Below are 15,912 nucleotides of genomic sequence, written 5' to 3'. Positions count from 1 at the left end.
GGATGGGCGCCATGGGACGACCGCCGCTCAACCGCCGACTGGCCGCCTTCGGCACCACGATCTTCGCCGAGATGTCCGCCCTCGCCGTGCGCACCGGCGCCATCAACCTGGGCCAGGGCTTCCCGGACACCGACGGCCCCGAGGAGGTGCGCGAGGCCGCGGTCCGCGCGCTGCGGGACGGCCGGGGCAACCAGTACCCGCCCGGCCCCGGCGTGCCCGAGCTGCGCACCGCCGTCACCGAGCACCAGCGGCGCTGGTACGGCCTGGACGTCGACCCCGACACCGAGGTGCTGATCACCGCGGGCGCCACCGAGGCCATCGCGGCGTCGCTGCTGGGGCTGGTGGAGCCGGGCGACGAGGTGATCGCGCTCGAGCCGTACTACGACTCGTACGCGGCCTGCGTCGCCATGGCGGGCGGCGTCCGCGTCCCCGTCACCCTCCGCCCGGACGGCGACACCTTCCGCCTGGACCTGGACGAGCTGCGCGCCGCCGTCACCGACCGCACCCGGCTGATCCTGCTCAACACCCCGCACAACCCCACCGGCACCGTGCTCACCCACGAGGAGCTGGCCGCCGTCGCCGAGCTCGCCGTCGAGCGCGATCTGCTGGTGGTCACCGACGAGGTCTACGAACACCTCGTCTTCGGCACCACGCACACCCCGCTCGTCTCCTTCCCCGGGATGCGCGAGCGGACCGTCACCATCAGCAGCGCGGGCAAGACCTTCTCCTTCACGGGGTGGAAGGTCGGGTGGGTGACCGGCGCTCCCGAGCTCGTCACGGCGGTGCGCTCGGCCAAGCAGTACCTCACCTACGTCTCGGCGGGCCCCTTCCAGTACGCGGTCGCCGAGGCGCTGCGCCTCCCCGACGCCTATTTCCACGGCATCCGCGACGATCTGCTGGCCAAGCGCGATCTGCTGGCCGACGGCCTGACCGACGCGGGCTTCCACGTCTTCCGCCCCTCGGGCACGTACTTCATCACCACCGACATCCGTCCCCTCGGCGAAACCGACGGCTTCGCCTTCTGCCGCTCCCTCCCCGAGCGCTGCGGAGTGGTCGCCGTCCCGAACGCGGTCTTCTACGACCACCGGGACCAGGGCTCGCCCTTCGTCCGGTTCGCCTTCTGCAAGCGCGAGAGCGTCCTGACGGAGGCGGTCGGGCGGCTCAAGGGGCTCGCCGCGGGCTGACACCCCCGTTCCTTCCTCCGAGCAGGACGCCCCCGGCAGGACACCCCCGTTCCGCCGGATGGGCCTCCCGGGTCGCGGGCGGCCGCGATCCGGCGGATGGTCGGGGTATCCGCCGAGCCCCCTGGACCGTCCCCTCCCGGGGGCTCGGCGCGCGTTGGTCGTGTGCCCGTCGTGTGCCCGCACCGGAGGTTCCCGTGTCCGCCGACACCGCCGCGTCCACCTGGGCGCCGGAGCCGCCCGGCGGACCGGCCGGGCGGTGGCGGCGGGGCCGGGCGTGGGCATCGCTGAGGCGGATGCGGGCGTCGCTGGGGCGGGCCTGGCTCGCGCTCGCGGTGTACGCGGCCGTACGGCTGGCCGGGGCCGGCTGCCTGGCGCTCTGGGCCTGGCGGACCGGCCGCGATCCGCGCACGCTGCTCGGCCATCAGTGGGACAGCCTGTGGTACGTGAGCATCGCCCGGCACGGGTACGGCACCGTCCACCCCTCCGTCCACTACCCCGGCCGGGTCTTCAGCGATCTCGCCTTCTTCCCGCTCTACCCGGCCCTGATCCGCGCCGTCACCACCGCCCTGCCCCTCACGGCGGTGACCGCCGCGCTCCTGATCGCCTGGGTCGCGTCGGGGCTGGCGGTGTGGGGGATCTACGCGATCGGGGAGCGGCTGCACGGGCGGCGGGTGGGGACGCTGCTGGTCGCGCTGTGGGGGCTGCTGCCGCACGCGGTCATCGAGTCCATGGCGTACACCGAGTCGCTGCTGACGGCGCTGGCGGCCTGGTCGCTGTACGCCGTGCTGACCGGCCGGTGGCTGTGGGCCGGGGCGCTCGCCCTGCTCGCCGGGGCCTGCCGGCCCAACGGGATCGCGGTCGCCGCCGCCGTCTGCTGCTGCGCCGCCGCCGGGATCCGGCGGCACCGGGGGCGGGTGTCTGGGCGGGTGTGGGCGGGGGCGGGGCTCGCACCGCTGGGCTGGTTCGGCCATCTCGGCTGGGTGGCGGTCCGGCGCGGCACCTGGCGCGGGTATGTGGACGTCCAGGACGACTGGGGTTCGCGATTCCGCCTCGGACCGGGCAGTCTCCGCTTCGTCCGCCAGCTGCTCACCGGCGACGACCAGCTGATGCGCTCCATGGTGCTGGCGGTGCTCGGCGCCGCGCTGGTCTCCCTCGTCCGGTTCGCCCTGTGCCCGCCGCCGCTCGCGCTGGTCGTCTACACCCTCACCCTGGTGGTCATCGCCATCGGCGGCACGAACTATTTCACCTCCAAGCCGCGCTTCCTGCTGCCCGCCTTCCCGCTGCTGCTCCCGGCGGCGCTGGCGATGGCAAGAGCCCGGCCCCGCACCGTCGTCCTGATGGGCGGTGCGCTGGCCGGGCTCTCCTGTCTCTACGGGACGTATCTGCTGGCCGTGGCCCATGTGGCGCCCTGACGGCGCCGGGCCGCCGCGGCGCCGGGCCGTCGCGGCTCAGGCCCCGTCGCGGCTCAGGCCCCGTCGTCGTCCGGCTTGTCGTCGCCGTCGGACTCGATATCGGCCTCCAGACCGAGCTGTTCGACGAGCCACCGGTCGAACTCGATCGAAGCCCGCACCCAGCTGACCGTGCTGGACACGAAGTGCTCCAGGCTGACGCCGGTGCCGATCAGCATCTGCGCCTCACCGATCAACCGGACCGTGCCGTCGTCATTGGTGTGGCTGTAGACCTTCGGCCACAGCGTGCGGCGGTTCCAGTCGTCGATCGCCTCGAGCAGCCGCGGCTTCTCGTCGATGCCGTGCGGCCGGTCGTAGAACGTGCGGACGGAGAAGACCTGCTGCTCGTCCTCCCCGCGGAACATGAAGTAGGTACGGAACTGCTCCCACGGCGCGGCGAGGTCCCCCTCCTCGTCGACGACGTACTTCAGCTCCATCTGCTCCAGCAGCTGCTTGACCAGGTCCTGGTCGGGCAGCACGGGGCCGCTCGGACCCGTCGGTTCGGGCTCGGGCTGACCCCCGAAATTCGGAATCGAGGACGGGTCGATGCTCACCGTGGATTTCCCTTCGTATGGAATACCGCCATCCTCCCTCACACCCGCCCCCGCCGTGCAACCCCCGCCGTACATTGCCCGATCCGGCGGAAACCGATCCCGGAGCGCTACTGCGCCGGGCCGACCAGAAGGCCGTCGCCGGCCCGGTCCACCCGGACCTTGTCGCCGTCCCGGATCTCCCCGGCGAGGATCTCCTTGGCCAGCCGGTCGCCGATCGCGGTCTGGATCAGCCGGCGCAGCGGGCGCGCCCCGTACGCCGGGTCGTTGCCCTCCTGGGCGAGCCATTCCAGCGCGGCCGGGGTGACGTCGAGGGTCAGCCTGCGGTCGGCGAGGCGGCCGGCCAGCCGGGCCACCTGGAGCTCGGCGATCCGGGCCAGCTCCGGCCCGCTGAGCGCGGAGAAGACCACGAGGTCGTCCAGGCGGTTGAGGAACTCCGGCTTGAAAGAGGTCCGCACGGTCTCCAGCACGCTCTGCTTCTTCTCCTCCTCGCCGAGCAGCGGGTCCATCAGGTACTGGCTGCCCAGGTTGGAGGTGAGCACCAGGATGGTGTTGCGGAAGTCCACCGTCCGGCCCTGGCCGTCGGTGAGCCGTCCGTCGTCGAGGACCTGGAGCAGGATGTCGAAGACCTCGGGGTGGGCCTTCTCCACCTCGTCCAGCAGCACCACGCTGTACGGGCGGCGGCGCACCGCCTCGGTCAGCTGGCCGCCCTCCTCGTAGCCGACGTAGCCGGGCGGGGCGCCGACCAGCCGGGCCACGCTGTGCTTCTCGCCGTACTCGCTCATATCGATGCGGACCATGGCCCGCTCGTCGTCGAAGAGGAAGTCGGCGAGCGCCTTGGCCAGCTCGGTCTTGCCGACGCCGGTGGGGCCGAGGAAGAGGAACGAGCCGGTGGGCCGGTCCGGGTCGGCGATGCCCGCCCGGGTCCTGCGCACGGCGTCCGACACGGCCCGTACCGCCTCGGTCTGGCCGATCAGCCGCTTGCCCAGCTCCTCCTCCATGCGCAGCAGCTTCTTCGTTTCGCCCTCCAGCAGCCGGCCCGCGGGGATACCGGTCCAGGAGGCGACCACATCGGCCACGTCGTCCGGGCCGACCTCCTCCTTGACCATCGTGGGGCGGTCCGGCCGGCTCTCCGCCTCCGCCTCGGCCTCCGATGCCGCGGCGAGCTCCCGCTCGACGGCCGGGATCTCCCCGTACAGCAGCTTGGAGGCGGTGTCGAAGTCGCCGTCGCGCTGGGCGCGCTCGGCCTGGCCGCGCAGCTCGTCCAGCTTCTCCTTCAGCTCACCGACGCGGTTGAGGCCCTGCTTCTCCTTCTCCCAGCGGGCGGTGAGCCCGCGCAGCTCCTCCTCCTTGTCCGCGAGGTCGCGGCGCAGCTTCTCCAGCCGCTGCTTGCTGGCCTCGTCGGTCTCCCGGGCGAGGGCCATCTCCTCCATCCGCATCCGGTCCACCGACCGCTGGAGCTCGTCGATCTCCACGGGGGAGGAGTCGATCTCCATCCGGAGCCGGGAGGCCGCCTCGTCGACCAGGTCGATGGCCTTGTCGGGCAGGAAGCGGGAGGTGATGTAGCGGTCGGAGAGGGCCGCGGCGGCCACCAGCGCGCCGTCGGCGATCTGCACCTTGTGGTGGGCCTCGTAGCGGCCCTTGAGCCCGCGCAGGATGGCGACGGTGTCCTCGACGGTCGGCTCGGCGACCAGCACCTGCTGGAAGCGGCGCTCGAGCGCGGCGTCCTTCTCGATCCGCTCGCGGTACTCGTCGAGGGTGGTGGCGCCGACCATGCGCAGCTCACCGCGGGCCAGCATCGGCTTGAGCATGTTGCCCGCGTCCATCGCGGAGTCGCCGCCGGCGCCCGCGCCGACCACCGTGTGCAGCTCGTCGATGAAGGTGATGATCTGGCCGTCGCTGGACTTGATCTCGGCCAGGACGGTCTTCAGCCGCTCCTCGAACTCACCGCGGTACTTCGCGCCCGCGACCATCGCGCCGAGGTCGAGCGCGACCAGGCGCTTGTCGCGCAGGCTCTCGGGGACGTCGCCCTTGACGATCCGCTGGGCGAGCCCCTCGACGACGGCCGTTTTGCCGACGCCCGGGTCGCCGATCAGCACCGGGTTGTTCTTGGTGCGCCGGGAGAGCACCTGCACCACCCGGCGGATCTCCTGGTCCCGGCCGATGACCGGGTCGAGCTTGCCCTCGCGCGCGGCGGCGGTGAAGTCCGTGCCGAACTTCTCCAGGGCCTTGTACGTGCCCTCCGGATCGGGCGTCGTCACCCGCTGTCCACCCCTGACCTTTTCGAACGCGGCGAGCAGCTTCTTGGCGCTCGCCCCCTGCTGGACGAGCAGCTCCCCGGCCTGGCCGCCCTTGGCGGCGATGCCGATGAGGAGGTGCTCGGTGGAGACGTAGTCGTCCCCGAGTTCCCTGGCCCGCTGGGTGGCGTCCGCGACGACGGCCAGCAGATCCCGGCTGGCCTGCGGCGGGGCCACGGTCGAGCCCTGCACGCTGGGCAGGGCGGCGAGCAGCCGCTCGGTGCCGCCGCGCACGAAGGCCGCGTCGGCCTCGACGGCGGCCAGCAGATCCATGACGTTCTCGTTGTCCTGGCCCTCCAGCAGGGCGAGCAGGAGATGCGCGGGCGTCATGTCCGCGTGCCCGGAGGACACCGCCCGGTCGTTGGCGGCGCTCAGCGCCGCCCGGCTCTTGTTGGTCAGCTCGGCATCCACGTCCCTGTGCTCCTCCTCGCTCCGGACTGCATCCTGCCCTACCCAACATCCGTAAAGTTGAGTCTATTCCACTCAACCTCGCTCACGCCACTCCCCTGGCCTTAGGTTCTGGGCCATGCCCATCGACCCCCGCAACCCCGACCCCGAGTACCTCGCCTTCTGGCGCGAACGCCACCTGTGCACCCTGACCACCCCACGCCCCGACGGCACCCCGCACGTCGTCCCGGTCGGCGTCACCTACGACCCCGAGGCGGGACTCGCCCGCGTCATCGCCGGCCGCCACAGCCGTAAGGTCGCCCATGTCCGGGCGGCGGGCGAGGGCGGTGCGCGGGTCGCGGTCTGCCAGCTGGCGGGCAAGCGGTGGGCCACTCTGGAGGGGCTCGCGGTGGTATGCGAGGACCCCGAGCTGATCGCGGACGCCGAACGCCGCTACGCCGAGCGCTACCAGCGCACCCCACGCCCCAACCCCGACCGCGTCCTCATCGAGATCACCCTCACCCGGGCCATGGGCCGGGCGTGAGCGGCTGGGTCCGGTGAGCGGCCTGGGGTCTAGTCTCACTCCTCGTCGTCCTGGTGCACATGCGTCCAGGGGTGCCGTACCCGCAGCCACACGTCGCGGGCGCGGCGCCCGGCCTCGGTACGGCTCTCGGCCACCGCCGTACGGGCCTCCTCCTCGGTCTCCACCATCGGCCCCGAACCGCGCAGCGGCTTCCCCGCCGTCTCGTACAGGAAGATGGTGGCGACCAGGCCGACCAGACCCGCCACCATCAGGTAGTACGCGGGCACCAGCGTGTTGTGCGTGGTGGCCACCAGCCATGAGGCCAGCAGCGGTGTCGTACCGCCGAACAGCGACACCGAGATGTTGAACGAGATCGACAGCGCGCCGTAGCGCAGCCGGGTCGGGAACAGCGCCGGAAGCGTGGCGGCGCTGGTCCCCGCGAAGATGACCAGCAGCAGACCGAGTACCAGACAGCCGATGGCGGGCAGCAGGATGCCGCCCGCCTGGATGAGCAGGATCGCCGGAACCGCCAGCACGACCAACCCCACGCTTCCGACCATGAACATCGGCCTGCGCCCCCAGCGGTCGGAGCTGCGCCCGACCACGGTGATGGTCAGTGCGACGACGATCATGGTGCCCAGGACCAGCGTCTGGGCGACCGTCGCCCGCTGGCCGAGCGTGGAGGTCATGTACGTCGGCAGATACGACGTGACCATGTAGTTGGTGACGTTGTAGAGCAGCACCAGGCCCATGCAGATCAGCACCGCCTGCCAGTGCCGGGTGAAGATCTCCTTCAACCGCCCCTTGCCGGACTGGCGCGCCTCCTCGATCGGCTCGGTGCCACCCCGGGCGGCCGCCTCCTCCGCCGCCTCGGCCGCCCGCTCGGCCTCCAGCTGGAAGGCCGGGGTCTCCTCCAGACGCAGCCGCATGTACAGGCCGATCAACCCCAGCGGACCCGCCACCAGGAACGGCACCCGCCAGCCCCAGGCCACCATCCCGTCCCCGCCGAGGATCGCGGTGAGCACCGTGACCACACCGGAGCCCATCGAGTAGCCGACGAAGGTGCCGAAGTCCAGCCAGCTGCCGAGGAAGCCACGGCGCTGATCGGGCGCGAACTCCGCGATGTACGTGGTCGCCCCGGCGTACTCACCGCCGGTGGAGAAGCCCTGGACCACCCGGCAGGCCAGCAGCAGCAGCGGCGCGGCGAACCCGACGGCGTCGTAACCGGGCAGCACGCCCACCGCGAAGGTGCCGATCGCCATCATGATCATGGTGGTGGACAGCACCCGCCGGCGCCCGATCCGGTCGCCCAGCGGCCCGAAGACCAGCCCGCCGAGGGGCCGCACCAGGAACGCCACCGCGAAGGTGGCGAAGGTGGAGACCACCTGGGTGGCGGGGTTGTCGGACGGGAAGAAGACCTTGCCGAGGGTCACCGCGACATACGCGTAGACGCCGAAGTCGAACCACTCCATCATGTTGCCGACCGCCGTCGCCGCGACCGCGCGGCGCATCCTCGGCTTGTCGACGACGGTGACGTCCTCGATGGACAGCGGCTCCTTGCGGCGGCGCAGCAGCGTCCGGAGCATCCGGTCGGTGCGGGCACTGCCGCGCGGCCGGCCCCCGTGGTAGGGCCCGCGCGGCGGTGTCCGGCCGGAACTCATCTCGTCCCCTGCCGACGGCTACGTACCGCTGAGGAGCGTCGTACGGATCATGCTTGGGCTCCTGACGCCCTGGAGGCCGCTGCCGCCCCGTCTCAGGCCCCGGCCCGACTCGACTTCGCGTACGTCTGCGCCATCTGCCCGGCGACGTCGTACACCACGACCGGCTCATCGCCGACGACCCACGCGTCATGGCCGGGCGACACCACATACACATCGCCGGGCCCCACCTCGGTCTCCGCGCCCTCGGTCGTGCGCAGCCGCATCCGGCCCTGGACCACGATCCCGCTGTGGTGGACCTCGCACAGCTCGGTCCCCACGATCGGCCGCACCGACTCCCGCCAGCGCCATCCGGGCTCGAAGGTGCCCACGGCGAAATCCAGCCCGGTCAGATGCAGGGCTTCGATGTGGCCCCCGGGAAAGTCACGCCGCTCATCCGGCTTCTCGATCGTCTTGACCTCCACCATGGCGATACCTCCTCCCATACCTCCATGGTGCGCCCGGGACGCCCCGACGGCGCGCCGCCCGGCCCGGAGGTTCCTGGACGGGACACCAAGGCATGGGCCGCGTCCTCCGCCGCCCCACCCGACACGGGGTGAGCCGCCGTACGGTGAGGGTCGCCGACGGTGAACGTGGTGTGCGCCGTCACCCGCCCACAGGTGGCCGCCGGATCGTCCGTCCCCGTAGGCGTGCGGGCCGCTGCCTCCTCCTGCCGCAGCGGGGACGGACACCGCCCGCGTGCGGGTCGTCCGCGACGGTGGGCCCGAAGCGATCGACATCGAATTCGACCTCCGGGTCATGAAGATCTCGGAAGGGAGCTGCCCGAACGGGTCGTGACCCGCGCCGCCCCGATAAAGCCCGCCCAGACACACAGCAGGCCCAGACACACAGCAGGCCCGGCGGCCGGAAAACCGGTCGCCGGGCCGCTCGGGCACGCGGTGCGGCGGGCTATTCGCCGCGCTTGGGCTTCGGGCGCCACACCACCAGGGCGCTGCTGTGCTGGACGTCCTGGTAGCGGACCAGGTCGCGGCGGTAGGAGGCGTGGACCTGGGCCTCGCGCTGCTGCATGGCCGTGGCGGCGCCCTCGACCGCGGACTGGAGCTCGGCGACGCGGGCCTGGAGGGCCGCGACCTGGTTCTCCAGTTCGATGATCCGCTTGATCCCGGCGAGGTTGATGCCCTCGTCCTGGGAGAGCTGCTGGACCTGGCGGAGCAGCTGGATGTCGCGCGCGGAGTACCGCCGGCCGCGGCCGGCGGTACGGTCGGGGGAAACCAGGCCGAGGCGGTCGTACTGACGCAGAGTCTGCGGATGCAGTCCGGAGAGCTGGGCGGCCACCGAGATGACGTACACCGGCGAATCCTCGGTCAGCTCATACGGGTTGCGGGGCCGGCCAGCGCCCCTGCCTCCGATTCCTCCTCGGCCGTCCATCTCAAGCTCCCTTCGCGGCCTTGAACAGCTCCTCCCGCGGGTCCTCTCCCGCGGTCGCCTCGCGATACGACTCCAGCGCCTCCCGCGCCGGGTCGCTCAGCTCGTGCGGCACCGTGACCTCGACGGTGACCAGCAGGTCGCCGCGGGTGCCGTCCTTGCGCACCGCGCCCTTGCCCCGGGCGCGCATGGTCCTGCCGTTGGGCGTGCCGGCGGGCAGCTTCAGGGTGACCGGCGGACCGCCCAGGGTGGGGACCTTGATCTCGCCGCCGAGCGCCGCCTCCGGAAGGGTGACGGGCACGGTGACGGTCAGGTTGTCGCCCTTGCGGCCGAAGACCGGATGCGGGTCCACGTGCACGACCACGTACAGATCGCCGGCCGGACCGCCGGTCTCGCCCGGAGCGCCCTTGCCGCGCAGCCGGATCCGCTGGCCGTCGCTGACGCCCGCGGGGATCCGGACCTGCATGGTGCGGGCGGAACGGGCCCGTCCGCTGCCCTTGCAGGTCTCGCACGGGTTCTGCGCGATCAGCCCGCGGCCCCGGCACTCCACACACGGGTCGGTGAGCGAGAAGCCGCCCCCGCCGCCCCGGGTGACCTGGCCGGTGCCGACACAGGTGGGGCAGACGCGCGGGTTGCCGTTCTGGTCGCCGGTGCCCGAGCACACCTTGCACGGGGCCTGGCTGGACATCCGCAGCGGGACCGTGGCCCCCTCGACGGCCTCGGTGAAGCTGAGCGTCACCTCGGACTCGATGTCCTGGCCCCGGCGCGGCTGGGCGCGGGTGGCGCCGCCGCGGCCGAACAGCCCGCCGAAGACATCCCCGAGCCCGCCGCCGAAACCGCCGGCGCCCCCGCTCCCGCCCTGGGCACCGCCGCCGAAGAGGTCGCCCAGGTCGAAGTTGAAGCTGCCGGTGCCGCCCGGCCCGCCCGGCCCGGGGCGGAATCCCCCGTTGCCGAAGAGGGCGCGGGCCTCGTCGTACTCCTTGCGCCGCTTGGGGTCCCCGAGGATGTCATTGGCCTCGGAGATCTCCTTGAACCGCTCCTCCGCCTTGGCGTCGCCCTTGTTGGCGTCCGGGTGGTACTCGCGGGCGAGCTTCCGGTACGCCTTCTTGATCTCCGCCTCGGTGGCGTCCTTGGGGACGCCGAGGACTTTGTAGTAGTCCTTCTCCACGAAGTCCTTGGTGCTCATCCGCGACGTCCCTCCTCTCTCACTGCTCCCGCGGTCACCGTCACGTCAGCCCTCTTCCGGGCCACCGCTCTCCTCGTCCGGCGCCGCGGCCTCGCCTTCGCCGCCCTTGGCGGGGGTGGCACCCGGCTGGGGCTCGGCGACGGCGACCCGCGCCGGGCGGATCGTGCGCTCGCCGATTCGATACCCCGGCTGCAGAATCTGCACGCACGTGGTTTCGGTGACGTCCGGCGCGTAACTGTGCATCAGGGCCTCGTGCACCAGCGGGTCGAAGGGCTCGCCCTCCTTGCCGAACTGCTGGAGGCCCAGCTTCGCCACCACCGTCTCCACCGATTCACCGACGGACTTGAAGCCGCCGACGAGCTCGCCGTGCTCCCGGGCGCGGCCGATGTCGTCGAGCACGGGCAGCAGCTCGGACAGGAGGCTCGCCAGCGCGATCTCCTTGACCGTCACCCGGTCCCGCTCGACCCGGCGCCGATAGTTCTGGTACTCCGCCTGGAGCCGCTGGAGGTCGGCCGTCCGCTCGTTGAGCGCGCTCCGTGCCTGGTCCAGCTGTGCCTGAAGGGCTACCTGCTCGTTGTCCCCGGCCGGGGCCGCCGGGCCCGCCTTGTCGGCGGACCCGGCACCCTTCGCCGCGTCGTCGGGGGTCTGCGCGGCCTCGGAGGGGACGTCGGGCTGCTCCTCGAAGCCCGGGGTCTCCTCCGTCACGCGGCACCACCCTTACCCTTGTCGGCCTTGTCGTCGTCGACGATCTCGGCGTCCACCACATCGTCATCGGCCTTGGCCTGACCCGCGGCGCCGGCGTCACCGGCGGCGGCACCGGCCGCGGCCGCGCCGTCCTGGCTGTTGGCGTACATGGCCTGGCCCAGCTTCTGGCTGACCGCGGCGACCTTCTCGGTCGCGGTGCGGATCTCGGCGGTGTCCTCGCCCTTGAGCTTGTCCTTCAGCTCGGTGAGGGCCTCCTCGACCTCGGTCTTGACCTCGCCCGGGACCTTGTCCTCGTTGTCCTTGAGGAACTTCTCCGTCTGGTAGACCAGCTGCTCGGCCTGGTTGCGGGCCTCGGCGGCCTCGCGGCGCTTGTGGTCCTCCTCCGCGTACTGCTCGGCCTCCCGCATCATGCGGTCGATGTCGTCCTTCGGCAGCGCGGAGCCGCCGGTGACGGTCATCTTCTGCTCCTTGCCGGTGCCGAGGTCCTTCGCGCCGACGTGCATGATGCCGTTGGCGTCGATGTCGAAGGTGACCTCGATCTGCGGCACGCCGCGCGGGGCCGGGGGCAGGCCGGTCAGCTCGAACATGCCGAGCTTCTTGTTGTACGCCGCGATCTCGCGCTCGCCCTGGTAGACCTGGATCTGCACGGACGGCTGGTTGTCCTCGGCCGTGGTGAAGATCTCCGAGCGCTTGGTCGGAATGGTCGTGTTGCGCTCGATCAGCTTGGTCATGATGCCGCCCTTGGTCTCGATGCCCAGGGACAGCGGGGTGACGTCCAGCAGCAGGACGTCCTTGACCTCACCCTTGAGGACACCGGCCTGGAGGGAGGCGCCGATGGCCACGACCTCGTCCGGGTTGACGCCCTTGTTGGCCTCCTTGCCGCCGGTCAGCTCCTTGACGAGCTCGGCGACGGCGGGCATGCGGGTGGAGCCACCGACCAGGACCACGTGGTCGATCTCGGACAGCGAGATGCCCGCGTCCTTGATGACGTTGTGGAACGGGGTCTTGCAGCGCTCCAGCAGGTCGGAGGTGAGCTGCTGGAACTGGGCGCGGGTGAGCTTCTCGTCCAGGTGCAGCGGGCCCTCGGCGGACGCCGTGATGTAGGGCAGGTTGATGCTGGTCTCGGACGAGCTGGAGAGCTCGATCTTCGCCTTCTCAGCGGCCTCGCGCAGCCGCTGGAGGGCCATCTTGTCCTTGGACAGGTCGACGCCGTGGCCGCTGTTGAACTGCTTGACCAGGTAGTCGACGACGCGCTGGTCCCAGTCGTCACCACCGAGGTGGTTGTCACCGTTGGTGGCCTTGACCTCCACCACGCCGTCGCCGATCTCGAGCAGCGAGACGTCGAAGGTGCCGCCACCGAGGTCGAAGACCAGGATGGTCTGGTCGTCCTTCTCCAGCCCGTAGGCGAGCGCGGCGGCAGTAGGCTCGTTGACGATGCGCAGGACGTTGAGGCCCGCGATCTCACCGGCCTCCTTGGTCGCCTGGCGCTCGGAGTCGTTGAAGTACGCCGGGACGGTGATGACCGCGTCCGTGACCTTCTCACCCAGGTACGACTCGGCGTCGCGCTTCAGCTTCTGCAGGATGAAGGCGCTGATCTGCTGGGGGTTGAAGTCCTTGCCGTCGAGGTTGATCTTCCAGTCGGTGCCCATGTGGCGCTTGACCGACCGGATGGTGCGGTCCACGTTCGTAACCGCCTGGCGCTTGGCGACCTCGCCGACCAGCACCTCGCCGTTCTTCGCGAACGCCACAACGGACGGCGTGGTCCTGGCGCCCTCGGCGTTGGTGATGACGGTGGGCTCACCGCCTTCGAGAACACTGACGACGGAGTTCGTCGTACCCAGGTCGATGCCGACCGCACGTGCCATTTCGCAATCCTCCAGCTACAGCATTGAGTGGAACAGGCTCAAGGGTGCATGACCGGCTCGCCGCTGTCAACAGACCTGAGTCGCGGCGGCTCAACTTTTATATGAGGCTTATACCCAAGAGGGGGTGGAAGAAGTGGAGGAGGGGCCATGTGAGCGACACAGATCACCGGCTCGTCGACTACATGGGTGACCGTCCGGGCGGGTAATCTCGGTCAAGCCACATTAAGTTACTGCTTAGTAATAGTTCTGCTCAGCAATCCAGCTCGCAGGTTCGAGGAGCCCCCTATGCAACTCGCCGCGATCATCGTGTCGCTGGTCCTCACCGCGGTCGGCGTTGCCCTGCTCGGCCGGGCCGTCGCGCAGTTCGTGCGCTTCTTCAAACTCGGCGCGCCGGTCCCGGCGGGGGCCAGGACCGACAACCCCTGGCAGCGCAGCGTGACCCTGGTGCGAGAATTCCTCGCGCACACCCGCATGAACAAGTGGGGCGTCATCGGCGTCGCCCACTGGTTCGTGGCGATCGGCTTCCTCACCCTGCCACCGACCATCATCAACGCCTACGGCCAGCTCTTCCAGGCCGACTGGACGCTGCCCATCCTCGGCGGCTTCCTCCCCTACGAGCTGTACATCGAGTTCATCGGCACGATGACCACCCTCGGCATCCTGACGCTGATGGTGATCCGGCTGCTGAACCTGCCCAGCCGGGCCGGCCGCAAGTCGCGGTTCGCGGGCTCCACCGCCTGGCAGGCGTACTTCGTCGAGTACGTCATCCTCATCATCGGCATCGCGATCATGGCGCTGCGCGGCACGGAGGGCGCGCTGCACCACGTCGACTCCTACGAGCCCGCGTACTTCGCCTCGTACCCGCTGGTCCAGCTCTTCAGCGGGCTCAGCGTCGACACCGTGCAGAACCTGACCTACCTGTTCGCGATGGTCAAGCTCGGCACGACCATGATCTGGATGATCACGGTCAGCACCAACCTCGACATGAGCATCGCCTGGCACCGCTTCCTCGCCTTCCCCAACATCTGGTTCAAGCGCAACGCGGACGGCGAGGTCGCGCTCGGCGCCCTCCAGCCGATGGTGAGCGACGGCAAGCCGATCGACTTCGAGGACCCGGGCGAGGACGACCAGTTCGGCGTCTCGCAGATCGAGCACTTCTCTTGGAAGGGCATCCTCGACTTCTCCACCTGCACCGAATGCGGCCGCTGCCAGTCGCAGTGCCCCGCCTGGAACACCGGCAAGCCGCTCTCCCCGAAGCTGCTGATCATGGCGCTGCGCGACCACAGCCACGCCAAGGCCCCCTACCTGCTGGCCGGCGGCGGCAAGACGATGGAGGGCGAGGAGAAGGCGAGCAAGGAGCAGCTGGCCCAGGTGCCCGCGGCGGCGCTGGCCGAGGCCGAGCGGCCGCTGATCGGCACCCTCGAGGCGGCGTCCGACAGCGGCTTCGCCGCGGGCGGCGTCATCGACCCGGACGTGCTGTGGTCCTGCACCACCTGCGGCGCCTGCGTGGAGCAGTGCCCGGTGGACATCGAGCACGTCGACCACATCGTGGACATGCGCCGCTACCAGGTGATGATCGAGTCCAGCTTCCCCTCGGAAGCGGGCACGATGCTGAAGAACCTGGAGAAGAAGGGCAACCCCTGGGGCCTGGCCAAGAAGCAGCGGCTGGCGTGGACCAAGGAAGTCGATTTCGAGGTGCCGGTCGTCGGCAAGGACATCGAGGACCTCACCGAGGTCGACTACCTGTACTGGGTCGGCTGCGCGGGCGCCCTGGAGGACCGGGCCAAGAAGACCACCAAGGCCTTCGCGGAGCTGCTGCACATCGCCGGCGTCAAGTTCGCGATCATGGGCGGCGACGAGGCGTGCACCGGTGACTCCGCCCGCCGCCTGGGCAACGAGTTCCTCTTCCAGCAGCTCGGCCAGCAGAACGTCGAGATGCTGAACATGGCCTTCGGTGAGGATGCCGATGAGGGCGTCGTCGTCGAGAAGGCCAAGAAGAAGATCGTCGCGACCTGCCCGCACTGCTTCAACACGATCGCCAACGAGTACCCGCAGCTGGGCGGCGAGTACGAGGTCATCCACCACACCCAGCTGCTCCAGCACCTCATCGACGAGGGCAAGCTGATCCCGGTCACCCCGGTCGAGGACCTGATCACCTACCACGACCCCTGCTACCTGGGCCGCCACAACAAGGTCTACACGCCCCCGCGCGAGATCATCGCCAAGGTGCCGGGACTGCGGAACGAGGAGATGCACCGCCACAAGGAGCGCGGCTTCTGCTGCGGCGCGGGCGGCGCCCGGATGTGGATGGAGGAGCGGATCGGCAAGCGCATCAACGACGAGCGCGTCGACGAGGCGCTGTCCCTCAACCCGGACATCGTCTCCACCGCCTGCCCGTTCTGCCTGGTCATGCTCACCGACTCCGTCAACGGCAAGAAGAATGACGGGAAGGCGAAGGAAGAACTCCAGGTCGTGGACGTGGCACAGCTGCTCCTCGACTCGGTGAAGACCCCGGCCGAACCGGAGGACGGCGGCCAGACCGCCGAGGAGCCGGAGCCGGCCCCGGTCAAGTAGTCGCCTGACGCGGCGCGCCACGCGCCGCACGCCGAAGCCCGCCCACGGAACGTCCGTGGGCGGGCTTCACGCTTGTCGGCGGCCCGGAACCGCACGCTTGTCGACGGCC

At 70.6% G+C, this 15,912-nt stretch carries 12 protein-coding genes; 4 read left to right on the top strand and 8 right to left on the bottom strand.

Annotation, left to right across the window (positions count from 1 at the left end):
* Positions 1-2 precede the first annotated feature (2 nt).
* Together PS467_RS22125 and PS467_RS22120 are read left to right on the top strand one after the other, a co-directional pair.
* On the top strand, positions 3-1,184 hold the full coding sequence (locus tag PS467_RS22125; protein WP_311036726.1) for a pyridoxal phosphate-dependent aminotransferase: 1,182 nt from the start codon (positions 3-5) through the stop codon (positions 1,182-1,184).
* 194 nt (positions 1,185-1,378) lie between these two features.
* Positions 1,379-2,596, top strand: coding sequence for a putative hexosyltransferase (locus PS467_RS22120; protein WP_311036725.1), 1,218 nt, complete (start codon positions 1,379-1,381; stop codon positions 2,594-2,596).
* A 53-nt stretch (positions 2,597-2,649) separates the two neighbouring features.
* On the opposite strand, the gene PS467_RS22115 is transcribed toward PS467_RS22120, so the two are convergent.
* Positions 2,650-3,186, bottom strand: a complete 537-nt coding sequence (locus PS467_RS22115; RefSeq protein WP_311036724.1) for a type III secretion system chaperone family protein — start codon at positions 3,184-3,186, stop codon at positions 2,650-2,652.
* Between the two features lie 107 nt (positions 3,187-3,293).
* Positions 3,294-5,891 carry an ATP-dependent chaperone ClpB gene (gene clpB / locus PS467_RS22110; RefSeq protein WP_311036723.1) on the bottom strand — a complete coding sequence of 866 codons (2,598 nt, stop codon included), beginning with the start codon at positions 5,889-5,891 and terminating at the stop codon, positions 3,294-3,296.
* 115 nt (positions 5,892-6,006) lie between these two features.
* On the opposite strand from clpB, the gene PS467_RS22105 reads away from it, so the two are divergent.
* On the top strand, positions 6,007-6,411 hold the full coding sequence (locus PS467_RS22105) for a pyridoxamine 5'-phosphate oxidase family protein (protein WP_311036722.1): 405 nt from the start codon (positions 6,007-6,009) through the stop codon (positions 6,409-6,411).
* A 35-nt stretch (positions 6,412-6,446) separates the two neighbouring features.
* Here the strand turns inward: PS467_RS22105 and proP are convergent, their stop codons facing one another.
* From proP to dnaK, 6 genes are all read right to left on the bottom strand, one after another.
* Positions 6,447-7,976: a glycine betaine/L-proline transporter ProP gene (proP, locus tag PS467_RS22100; protein ID WP_311039931.1), complete on the bottom strand. Its 1,530-nt coding sequence runs from the start codon at positions 7,974-7,976 to the stop codon at positions 6,447-6,449.
* A 167-nt stretch (positions 7,977-8,143) separates the two neighbouring features.
* Entirely contained in the window at positions 8,144-8,515 is a 372-nt protein-coding gene (locus tag PS467_RS22095) for a cupin domain-containing protein (protein ID WP_268977059.1), read from the bottom strand.
* A 481-nt stretch (positions 8,516-8,996) separates the two neighbouring features.
* Positions 8,997-9,476, bottom strand: coding sequence for a heat shock protein transcriptional repressor HspR (locus PS467_RS22090; RefSeq protein WP_311036721.1), 480 nt, complete (start codon positions 9,474-9,476; stop codon positions 8,997-8,999).
* Between the two features lies 1 nt (position 9,477).
* The gene (gene dnaJ, locus PS467_RS22085; RefSeq protein WP_268973381.1) at positions 9,478-10,659 is read right to left on the bottom strand and encodes a molecular chaperone DnaJ; all 1,182 of its coding nucleotides are present in this window, start codon (positions 10,657-10,659) and stop codon (positions 9,478-9,480) included.
* A gap of 45 nt (positions 10,660-10,704) precedes the next feature.
* Positions 10,705-11,364, bottom strand: coding sequence for a nucleotide exchange factor GrpE (grpE, locus tag PS467_RS22080; protein ID WP_311036720.1), 660 nt, complete (start codon positions 11,362-11,364; stop codon positions 10,705-10,707).
* Entirely contained in the window at positions 11,361-13,229 is a 1,869-nt protein-coding gene (gene dnaK, locus PS467_RS22075) for a molecular chaperone DnaK (RefSeq protein WP_311036719.1), read from the bottom strand. The genes grpE and dnaK overlap by 4 nt, the downstream gene beginning before the upstream one ends.
* A gap of 285 nt (positions 13,230-13,514) precedes the next feature.
* On the opposite strand from dnaK, the gene PS467_RS22070 reads away from it, so the two are divergent.
* A complete protein-coding gene (locus PS467_RS22070) occupies positions 13,515-15,803 on the top strand; it encodes a (Fe-S)-binding protein (RefSeq protein ID WP_311036718.1) in 2,289 nt (762 codons plus the stop codon).
* Positions 15,804-15,912: the final 109 nt, after the last annotated feature.

The sequence above is a fragment of the Streptomyces luomodiensis genome (assembly GCF_031679605.1).
Lineage (GTDB): Bacteria > Actinomycetota > Actinomycetes > Streptomycetales > Streptomycetaceae > Streptomyces > Streptomyces luomodiensis.
This window is presented reverse-complemented; position numbering and strand designations above follow the sequence as displayed.